The sequence below is a fragment of the Candidatus Bathyarchaeota archaeon genome, from assembly GCA_023131225.1.
GTDB lineage: Archaea > Thermoproteota > Bathyarchaeia > Bathyarchaeales > SOJC01 > JAGLZW01.
This window is the reverse complement of record JAGLZW010000042.1, coordinates 1-10,187: the sequence shown is the minus strand read 5'-3', so window position 1 is coordinate 10,187 and position 10,187 is coordinate 1. Positions and strand designations below refer to the sequence as shown.

Genomic DNA, 10,187 nt, shown 5'->3' with positions numbered 1-10,187 from the left:
CAATAGAACGCAAACTTCAACTTTTGCCTTTCCATATCTGTGCACCAATTTGGCAAGTGTCATTTGAAGCGTAAGAACTGTTACATGTTGGATATATAGTTTAACTTTCTGTGCGTGCGAAGGTTGATTTAAAAAAATATAATTCATAACGCTTAAATCGTAGAACCAAAGGTGATGCGCGCTCAGTTACTTCCTTATTTCTGGTTGGGAATCCTTGCATTGGCCAGCAAGGGTTTGTTTCAATGGGTTTATGGAAAAGCTAATAATTTATTGGAAATTGAAACCTTCTGTGCATAAAAACTCATTGATTATTTGAAGAGCTGAGGGCGATGCGCATGTTACTTGGAGCTTATTGACCAGCGTTTTGAGCATATTTTAGTCTTTTTTTCGAGAGTATTGTTTATTGCTATCAAAGCGATGCCCGCACCGTTGTCCGCTATTCTATTTATGTCCCATAGTATGCATCTCAGATTCGGTATTTCAGGCAGGTCTTGAATAATTCTCTCTCTTTCTAGTCCAATAAACGTCAACATTCCTAGGAGGCTGTTTGCGATTTTAATGTCACCAATGAAGAAAGCGTCCACGGCTTTTAGAACCAAATCGTGGGCTAAGTCATTCAGATTGCTGATTCGTTCAATTGCCCATTTAGGTATTCGATCTCTATACTTCTGTATTAGTGTAATAACTCTGCGTGCTATTTCTTCAGCGTAGTCAGCAATCAACTCGAGATATCTCAGCATAAGTCCGAAATATAGGATATGTAACGGGTCTGTTAATCCTATTTCTTCAGCTACTTCTCTTTTTCTCTGTGCAGAAATAAGCAACCTCATTGCAAGTAAATGCATCATATCGGCTTCGTCCTCTCGGTTTATGGCATCTTGAGCCAATGTTTCATCGAACTCTACGAGTGCCTGTACTGCTTCCTTTACAATGGTCAACGAAATTATCGAAAGTCTTCGCAAAAGCATGTCCAATTGGAATTTCCTTGGATCAACAGAACATTGGAGCGTGATACGATCGTGTGTCTCCTCTACGATTCCTAATCCAATCAGTTTACGTATTACGCCTCTGATTTCTTCAACGTGTTCAGATCGCATCCTTTCAGAGGATATCACTGAGAAAACGTCACGCCCGAGAATGTAGCTGCCAACGATTACTCGTTCCAACATTTTAGGATCGTCACACAAATCAGCGTTACAGATGTACTCGTCTGTTTCCTCTTTTGACTTAAGAAGCTCGTTTGGAAATAGTTTAAGCGACCCGTCTCTTTCTGGCATGAAAAAGATGTTGTCTCCACGTTTTAGACCTTTTTCCTTCACCCATCTACTTGGCAGTGAGACCGATAATGTTGAATAGCCAACCTTCTGTAATTTTCTAATCTCCATTTGACTCCACCATAGTATTTATAGTAAATATCATAATCTAGAATATAAGCATTATGTATTTATCCCCGCGTTCTTATACATACAATCCGAGCAAAAGAAGGTGAAATATATGGCGAAATGGAAAGCTGTAAGAGTTAAGCAAGAACTTGTGGAAGAAGTTGAGAAAGAAGTTAAGAAAAGCGAGTACAAAGGTCTCTCCCAATTCGTTTCAGACGCAATTCAACATCGCTTGCGAATATTGACCAAACAGAGAGTATCGGAATATTTGGAGCGGGATAGAGTTATCAGAACCCCTCAGTTACAGGCACAATTATTCTACACGCCTAAACACGTTTGGGCCAAAATAACTCCTCAAAGAAATGTCGAAGTCGGAATAACTGATTATTTCCAAGAACAATTAAAAGAAATAGTAAACGTCCGAACTGACACAGTTGGGGAAAATGTTTCTAAAGATAAACCCTTCGGCGTGGCAGAATCCTGGTGGTTCACGTACGATTTGTATTCCCCATTGAACGGAAAAATAATCGCGGTAAACAAAAAAGTCATTGATAACCCGTTTATGCTGAATGCAGATCCATCTTCGTGGATAGTAAAGGTTCAACCTGAATACTCAGAAGTCGATTCATGGACGGATGCTCTACTAAGTTCACAAAAATACCAAAAACACCTTAGCTCTTCGAAATAAAAAGCGTGCACCAAGAAAATGAAGGCTAGGAGAAGAGCATATGACAAAATGGAAAACTGTACGTGTCAGACAGGAACTCATGACGGCAGTTAAGAGGACGCTTGAAACCGGCCAATATCGCAGTCTCTCTGAATTTGTTTCTGAAGCCATTCGACTACGCCTTGAGGAACTGAAACAAAACCATGAAAAGACCGATGAGAAAAAGGTGGAATACCCTATCATCCATGAACGCCTGCTTTGCAGCCCCAATCACATATGGGCAATGGTAACACCTGAAGGGAATGTAAGAGTAGGTTTATCTGACTACGCCCAAACACGCCTAAAAGGAATAGTCAGTATGCAGACTAAACGAGTCGGACACGAAGTGAACAGGGAAAAGCCCTTTGGATTTGTTGAAACATGGATGTTCATGTTCGACCTCTATGCTCCTATTAGTGGCAAAATCATCAAAATCAACAAAGCTCTGCAAGATGAACCTTCCACAGTCAATGAAGACCCATATGAAGATGGATGGATAGCAGAAATCAAACCTAACAACCTGATTACATTGGAAGAGGAGTTAAGGGATTTGATGGGACCAAAGCAATATAAAATGTGGGTGATTAAGTTGCGTCACTTTGGGCGTGCAAAATCCTTGGCATCTGACTAGTCTTTTTTACATCAAAGTGGGTAACGACGGAGATATCCAAAAAAGATGGCAGCAACTAGTCGCGATTTCAAGAACAAACTGAGACTACCACCATGTCGTGCCGCGTGCCCCGCGGATGTGAATGTTCAAGGATATATTGCCTTAATTCAGCAAGGCAAGTTCAGAGAATCAGTGGAGCTTATAAGAAAGAGTATGCCCTTTCCAGCAATTTGTGGTAGGGTTTGTTTTAGTCCTTGTCAAGATGCGTGTATAAGAAAGGAAATCGATAAACCTGTGGGTATTCGTTATTTAAAGCGGCTTGCTGCAGATATTGAACGAGAACAAGGGAGAATAAAAGCAAATCCCATACCCAAAATACATATCGAAAAAGTAGCGATAATTGGTGCTGGACCAGCAGGATTGAGTGCTGCGTACGAACTCGCAAAACTCGGCTATCCAATCTCAGTTTTTGAGCTCATGCCCGAAGCTGGCGGCATGATGAGGTATGGTATCCCCGATCATCGTTTACGAAAATATGTCGTGTCAAATGAAATAGCATACATCCAAGACCTAGGTGTAGAAATCAAGACAGGTATAAAATTTGGCAAAGACGTTCAACTAGATACCTTACGAAACAACGGTTACAAAGCTGTATTCGTAGCCATCGGGATGCAACTAAGTCTAAAACTTAGGATACCAGGTGAGGATTTAGAGGGCGTTTTTCACGCCGTTGAGTTTCTAAGAGATGTCTCAAAAGGTAAATCCTTTGATATACGTGAAAAAGTTGTGGTCATTGGAGGAGGCAACAGTGCTATCGATGCTGCTCGTACCTCATTAAGACTTGGGGCGAAAGACGTTACGATTCTTTACCGTCGTTCACGAAAGGAAATGCCAGCGCTTCCTTATGAAATAGAAGCCGCCAAGAAAGAAGGAGTGAAGTTCCAATTCCTTGTTGCACCTAGACAAATTATCGGAGAAAGGAGAAGGGTTAAAACTGTTGAATGTTTGAGGATGGAGCTAGGCGAACCTGATGCAAGCGGTAGAAGACGTCCAGTGCCAATCCAAGGATCTGAACATACATATGATGTAGATACGGTAATTCCCGCAATCGGTCAACTGGCAGAAACTTCATCTTTACCATCAATACTTCTAGATGAACGTGGACGTTTAATTTCTGTTGATCCATTAACGCTTGAAACCAAGATTTCTGGTGTTTTTGCGGGAGGCGAAATAACGACTGGTCCCGCGAGTGTCATCGAGGCTATAGGGGCAGGTAAGCAAGCGGCAGTGTCAATTGACCGTTATCTGAATGGCAAGGATTTGAGGGCTGGAAGGGAAAAAGAAGTTGAGGATACAACTTGGGTTAAAGACTGGAAAAAGATAACGAAAAAGCCTGAAAGATATACAAGCTTGGATATAGATGTGGGTAGATGTAAAGTTAGTTTCGATGAGGCTACTGAACTTTTAGCGAAAAATAAGGAAGTAGCCATTCTTGAAGCTCGAAGGTGTCTTGGATGCGGTCCGTGCACGGAGTGTCTCGGAAATGAAGGTTTGTGTGAAGCTGATAAAGCAGTGGTTGATGAAACTTTGTGCACTGGTTGCAATGTTTGTGCAGTAGTTTGTCCCTATGGTGCGATAAAAAAGAACGAAATGGAGGTTGCACAGGTCGACGAGAGCCTATGTAAGGGCTGTGGCATTTGCAGTGCAAATTGTCCCGAACGAGCGATTTCGATGAAGCAATTTTCGTTTGCCCAAATTTTGACTGATGTTACAACTGCTCTGGGGAGAAATTCTATATGACGTTCAGACCTAAAATCATTGGTTTTGTGTGTAACTGGAGCCTGCCTAAAGAAGTGACCATCGCAAACCCACTTGGACTACAAGGGGCCCCAAAAATGCACATCGTACGAGTAATGTGTGTTGGTAGAATTGATCCAATTATCGTGCTGAATACATTTGCCAAGGGTGCAGATGGTGTTTTGGTAATTGGTTGTCACTCACCTGATTGCCACTATATTGAAGGAAATCTTCAAGCTGAACAGAAAATCAAGATGCTGAAGAAGCTTCTCTCACTGGCTGGTCTTAACCAGGAGCGCCTGCAATTAAGCTTGACCTATACAGCTGAGATTGAACGCTTCATAAAGATTATTGATGATTTTAGAAGTCATCTAATGACCTTGGGGCAATCTCCTTTGGCTGGGGAAAAACCAGATGAAAAAGTTCTGTTGAATGTCTGTGCAGCTAGAAATGCTGCAGCAGATTTTCATTTGAGAGTTCTATTGGGAAGGGAAAGGGAGTTAACAGAGGCTGTGAATGTTTATGGGGAGACAATCCAGCAGGAAGAATTTGACGATTTACTCAATAAAATTGTTAAAGAAGGGTTCATCCAGCACAAAATACATATTCTAACTGAAAGGAAGCCACTGTCAGTTAAGGAACTCGCATCAGTTATTGATGAAAAACCTGCTTCAGTTCTTCACCATATTGTAGACATGCGCACGAAAGGAATGATATCATTAGACCATGTTGAAAAAACAACCCCGCTTTACAAGGCGTTGGAGGTTCAATAAAAATGACTGAAGAAAAAGTTGGGGCTGTTCTTGTAGTTGGGGGAGGAATCGGTGGAATCCAAGCAGCCTTAGACCTTGCGAACTCTGGTTTCAAGGTATACCTACTTGACCAGTCACCAAGCATAGGCGGCGTGATGGCGCAGCTTGACAAGACATTTCCAACAAACGACTGTTCAATGTGCATTCTTGCACCTAAACTTGTGGCAACTGGGAGACATGCAAACATAAACTTGATAACAAATGGAGAAATCACAAACTTAAGTGGTAAAGCTGGGAACTTCAAGGTAAGAGTTCGAAAAAGAAGTCGTTATATAAACGAAGAGAAGTGCAACGGTTGTGGACTTTGTGCACAAAAATGCCCAGTGAAGGCAGTAGACACATTCAACGAAGGATTAAGCAATAGGAGTGCCATTTACGTCGAATACCCACAGGCTGTTCCTTTAAAGTTCATAATTGACCGCGAAAAATGTATAGGATGCGGGACTTGCCAGGAAATCTGCAAAGCAAAGGCGATAGAATACGACCAACAAGATAGCGAGGTAACCTTGGTAGTGGGGTCAATTATTCTTGCACCTGGATTCGAACCATTTGACGCAAGGCTTAAAAGCGAATATAATTACGGGCGTTTTCCAAATGTTGTTACGAGCATAGAATTCGAACGTATCTTGAGCGCATCAGGACCATATGGTGGGCTTGTCTTAAGGCCTTCTGATGGTGAAATCCCCAAAAAAATAGCTTTTATTCAATGTGTCGGTTCCAGAGATGCTCAGCTTGGCAATAACTACTGTTCTGCCGTATGCTGCATGTATGGCATTAAAGAAGCGATAATAGCCAAAGAACATGTGCCAATCAAACTGAATTGCACGGTTTTTTACATGGACATCCGTGCCTATGGAAAAGATTTTGACGCTTATTACAACCGTGCCAAAGAAGAACATAAAATAAGGTTTGTAAGGTCAAGAATTGCTAGCATTTCAGAAGACCCGTCAACAAATAACCTCTACTTGTGTTACGTTGAAAACGGAACGCCAAAAAGCGAGGAATTCGACATGGTAATTCTATCCATTGGAATGCTACCTCCTAAAAAAGCTGAAAATTTAGCTAATTTGCTAGGAATAAAACTGAATAAATACAGTTTCTGCCATACAAACATTTTCTCACCTGTCGAGACTTCGAAACAAGGCATATTTGTTTGTGGAGCATTTGCCGCCCCAAAAGATATTCCAGAAAGTGTTGCACAAGCGAGCGGTGCAGCAGCTAAGGCCATGAGCCTAATTGCCTCTGAAAGGGGAAAGGAAATAGTTGAGAGGAAATACCCCTTAGAACGAGACATAACTAAAGAAGAGCCACGTATAGGCGTCTTCGTCTGTCACTGTGGAATAAATATTGGTGGGATAGTGAATGTTCCCGAAGTTGTGGAATTTGCTAAAAAACTGCCAAATGTTGTCTTTGCAGAAGCGAATCTCTATACTTGTTCGCAAGATACACAGGAAAGCATGAGAGAAAGAATCAAGGAGTTTAACATAAATAGGGTCATTGTAGCTTCATGCACACCCAGAACTCATGAACCGCTGTTCAGAGAAACTGTGCGTGAGGCTGGCTTAAATCCATACTTATTTGAGATGGTAAATATACGGGATCAATGCAGTTGGGTGCACATGCACGAACCAGAAAAAGCAACAGATAAAGCCAAAGGACTGGTTCGGTCGATTGTTGCAAAAGTTCAGCTATTAAAACCTTTGAGAAATCCGATAATAGATGTGACACCTGTAGGCTTAATTATCGGCGGCGGGGTTTCCGGCATGACTGCTGCCCTAGAACTTGCTCAACAAGGCTTTGAAGTTCACCTTGTGGAACGTGAAAAGGATCTAGGTGGGCATCTACGCAGAATCTACTATATCCTCGAAGGCGAGGACCCTAAGAAGTACTTGAATCAGCTAATAAGAAAAGTCATGGAGAACGACAAGATCCATGTCTATCTAGGCGCAGAGGTCACTGATGTCGTCGGGTTCGTCGGTAACTTCAAGTCTAAAATATTTTACAAAGGTGAAGAGAAAGAAGTTGAAAATGGGATAGTAATAGTTGCCACAGGTGCAGTTGAATATAAACCCGTGGAATACCTGTACGGAAAAGCTCCAAACGTCATTACGCAACATGAGTTGGAAGAAAAAATTACAAAGGGCGAGTTCAACGCTGAAAACATTGTCATGATTCAATGCGTAGGCTCTAGAACTGAGAAAAGACCTAACTGTTCGAGAATATGCTGCGGGCAAGCGATAAAGAACGCCTTAAAAATCAAAGAAATAAATCCTGAAACTGACGTTTACATATTATACAAGGACGTGAGAATCTATGGTTTCAAAGAAGATTACTATCGAGAAGCAGCAGCAAAAGGTGTAATTTTCATTAACTATGATGACGACAGAAAGCCCAAAGTAACAAACGAAGATGGGAAGCTTAAGATAACATTTTGGGAACCTATAATAAAAGAGGATATCGAAATAGAACCCGACATCATTGCTCTAAGCGCGGCTACCATTCCAAATCCAGACAACAAACGCATATCAGAAATGCTTAAAGTACCATTAACAAAAGACGGATTCTTCTTGGAAGCTCATATGAAGCTTAGACCTGTAGACTTTCAAACTGATGGAGTTTTTCTATGTGGAATGGCGCACTCACCGAAGTTTATTGACGAAAGCATATCACAAGCATGTGCAGCAGCAGCTAGAGCCGCAACAATCCTTTCCAAGAAGACACTTGAAATGGAAGGAATAGTTGCAAATGTGGATGAAGATTTATGTAGTGGCTGCAAAATTTGTGAAAATCTATGTCCCTATAGCGCAATAGAAATAAAAGAGAGAAATGGAGAAGTAACCACACACATAATTGAAGCCTTATGCAAAGGCTGCGGAGTATGCGGAGCAGCATGTCCGACAAAAGCCATTACACTAGGGCATTTCACTACCGAAGAAATGATGGCTCAAGTTAAAGCCACTTTGATGGAGGAAGTAAAAGCATGACCGAAAAGGAAAACTTCGAACCAAAGATAATCGGTTTCCTCTGTAACTGGTGTGCCTATGCAGGCGCAGACCTTGCAGGTGTAAGCCGAATCCAATATCCGCCAAACATAAGAATAATCCGCGTTATGTGCAGTGGCAGAGTAGACCCCGCTTTCATTCTAGAAGCTTTCAAGGATGGCGCTGACGGAGTTCTTGTTGCAGGTTGTCATCTTCCCTCCGACTGCCACTACATTAGCGGGAACTTCAAAGCATTAAGAAGAGTAACTCTTCTAAAGAGGGTCTTAAAGACCTTGGGGATAGAACCAGAACGTTTGCGGTTGGAATGGGTTTCAGCAAGTGAAGGGGAAAAGTTTGCGACCATAGTACGGGACATGGTTAAACAAATAAAGCAACTCGGGCCAAACCCGCTAAAGAAAAATGGAAGCAAGGTTCAATGAACGAAACGGCTGGAACAGAGCAAAGGCTCATAAGAGCCTCAGAAATCGACAAGGTATTCAAGTATGAAATAAGTAAGATACCTGGCGGAGAAAAACTGCTTCGTTGCTTCCAATGTGGAACGTGTACTTCAGACTGCCCAATTGCTAAGTTCAGCGATACATACCGCCCTAGACAGATAATTCGAATGACACAGCTCGGATTGAAAGAAAGAGTCTTATCACTCGACACATTGTGGCTTTGTGCTTCATGCTTCATATGCACAGACCGGTGTCCACAAGATGTGGAGGTTGCAAGCGTAATACGTGTTTTGAGAAACCTAGCCGTCCGGAAAGGTCACGTTCCGCTAATCTTCAAAGAGTTGGGTTCTAACATCCTTAAAACTGGTTATGCTTACAGAATTCCGGAATCAAGAATTAAAAAAAGAGAATCGTTAGGATTACCCCCATTGCCAAAAGGTAATCTAGAAAGTTTAAACAAAACTCTCCACAATGTGCACTTCCTAAAATTCATTGAAAAGAAGGCGTGAAAGATGGCTGAACGAAATAATTATATAATTTTTCTGGGATGTGCGATACCTTACCGCGTTGCAGCCTATGAAATATCAACAAGGAAGGTTCTGTCAAAACTTGGCATAGAACTTGTGGAAATGCCCGAATTCAACTGCTGCGGTCTTCCAATGGACTCTGTTGACCATGAAATGATGCTGATAATGGCTGCTAGAAATCTTGCATTAGCAGAACAGCAAGGTTTAAACATTTTAACATTGTGTCCAGGATGTGCTGGAACATTAAGAAAAGCCAACAAAATGTTAAAAAATGACAATGAACTCCGTAAAGAAATAAATAATTGCCTTGGTAAAGCTGGGTTAGAATTTAAGGGAATGATAGAAGTGAAACATCTGGTTCAAATGTTAGTTGAGGATGTGAGCTTGGAAAAAATTAGAGACGCCGTGGTTAAGCCGCTAACGATGCTTAATGTTGCTGAACACAATGGTTGCCATGTTTTGAGACCTAAAGAATATGCAGGGTTTGATGATCCAGAGGACCCAAAAATGCTCAAGAGTCTAATTGAAGTCATGGGTGCTACATGCTTAGATTATATGGACGAAACTGAGTGCTGTGGAGCGCCATCAGTTGGTATAAACGACAAGATTCCCTTACAGCTTACGAGGGACAAGTTGAATCACATCAAAGCTGTGGGTGCTCAAGCTTTAATAACAGTTTGCCCGTTCTGCCACATGATGTATGATACTAATCAAATGCGCATTGAAAAGATGTTCAGTGAGAAATATGGCATACCTGTTTTGCACTATCCACAGTTGCTGGGTTTGGCTATGGGATTATCGCCAGAAGAACTTGCCTTTGATGGGCTTCGTGTAGACTCCTCCAGAATCCTAGTACAAATTCAAAAGGAAGCTATGTAAATGACTAAAGAAAAGTTGAAGTTTGCGTTCTATTG

General features: G+C 41.6%; 9 protein-coding genes. 8 read left to right on the top strand and 1 reads right to left on the bottom strand.

Annotated elements, in window-relative coordinates:
- Positions 1 to 338: 338 nt before the first annotated feature.
- The gene (locus tag KAU88_09880) at positions 339 to 1,385 is read right to left on the bottom strand and encodes a phosphate uptake regulator PhoU (protein ID MCK4478812.1); all 1,047 of its coding nucleotides are present in this window, start codon (positions 1,383 to 1,385) and stop codon (positions 339 to 341) included.
- A gap of 109 nt (positions 1,386 to 1,494) precedes the next feature.
- Here KAU88_09880 and KAU88_09875 point away from each other — a divergent pair, with 109 nt between their 5' ends.
- The 8 genes from KAU88_09875 to KAU88_09840 are packed head-to-tail and all read left to right on the top strand — an operon-like array spanning position 1,495 to position 10,152.
- A complete protein-coding gene (locus tag KAU88_09875) occupies positions 1,495 to 2,070 on the top strand; it encodes a hypothetical protein (protein MCK4478811.1) in 576 nt (191 codons plus the stop codon).
- Between the two features lie 40 nt (positions 2,071 to 2,110).
- Positions 2,111 to 2,719, top strand: coding sequence for a hypothetical protein (locus tag KAU88_09870; GenBank protein MCK4478810.1), 609 nt, complete (start codon positions 2,111 to 2,113; stop codon positions 2,717 to 2,719).
- A gap of 45 nt (positions 2,720 to 2,764) precedes the next feature.
- Positions 2,765 to 4,498: an FAD-dependent oxidoreductase gene (locus KAU88_09865; protein MCK4478809.1), complete on the top strand. Its 1,734-nt coding sequence runs from the start codon at positions 2,765 to 2,767 to the stop codon at positions 4,496 to 4,498.
- Positions 4,495 to 5,268 carry a hydrogenase iron-sulfur subunit gene (locus KAU88_09860; protein MCK4478808.1) on the top strand — a complete coding sequence of 258 codons (774 nt, stop codon included), beginning with the start codon at positions 4,495 to 4,497 and terminating at the stop codon, positions 5,266 to 5,268. The genes KAU88_09865 and KAU88_09860 overlap by 4 nt, the downstream gene beginning before the upstream one ends.
- Before the next feature lie 2 nt (positions 5,269 to 5,270).
- Positions 5,271 to 8,291 (top strand): CoB--CoM heterodisulfide reductase iron-sulfur subunit A family protein, encoded by a 3,021-nt coding sequence (locus tag KAU88_09855; protein ID MCK4478807.1) that lies wholly within the window; start codon positions 5,271 to 5,273, stop codon positions 8,289 to 8,291.
- Positions 8,288 to 8,728: a hydrogenase iron-sulfur subunit gene (locus KAU88_09850; protein ID MCK4478806.1), complete on the top strand. Its 441-nt coding sequence runs from the start codon at positions 8,288 to 8,290 to the stop codon at positions 8,726 to 8,728. Before KAU88_09855 ends, KAU88_09850 begins: the two co-directional genes overlap by 4 nt.
- Positions 8,725 to 9,255: a 4Fe-4S dicluster domain-containing protein gene (locus tag KAU88_09845; protein ID MCK4478805.1), complete on the top strand. Its 531-nt coding sequence runs from the start codon at positions 8,725 to 8,727 to the stop codon at positions 9,253 to 9,255. Before KAU88_09850 ends, KAU88_09845 begins: the two co-directional genes overlap by 4 nt.
- 3 nt (positions 9,256 to 9,258) lie before the next feature.
- Positions 9,259 to 10,152 (top strand): CoB--CoM heterodisulfide reductase iron-sulfur subunit B family protein, encoded by an 894-nt coding sequence (locus KAU88_09840; GenBank protein MCK4478804.1) that lies wholly within the window; start codon positions 9,259 to 9,261, stop codon positions 10,150 to 10,152.
- The last annotated feature ends 35 nt before the right edge of the window (positions 10,153 to 10,187 follow it).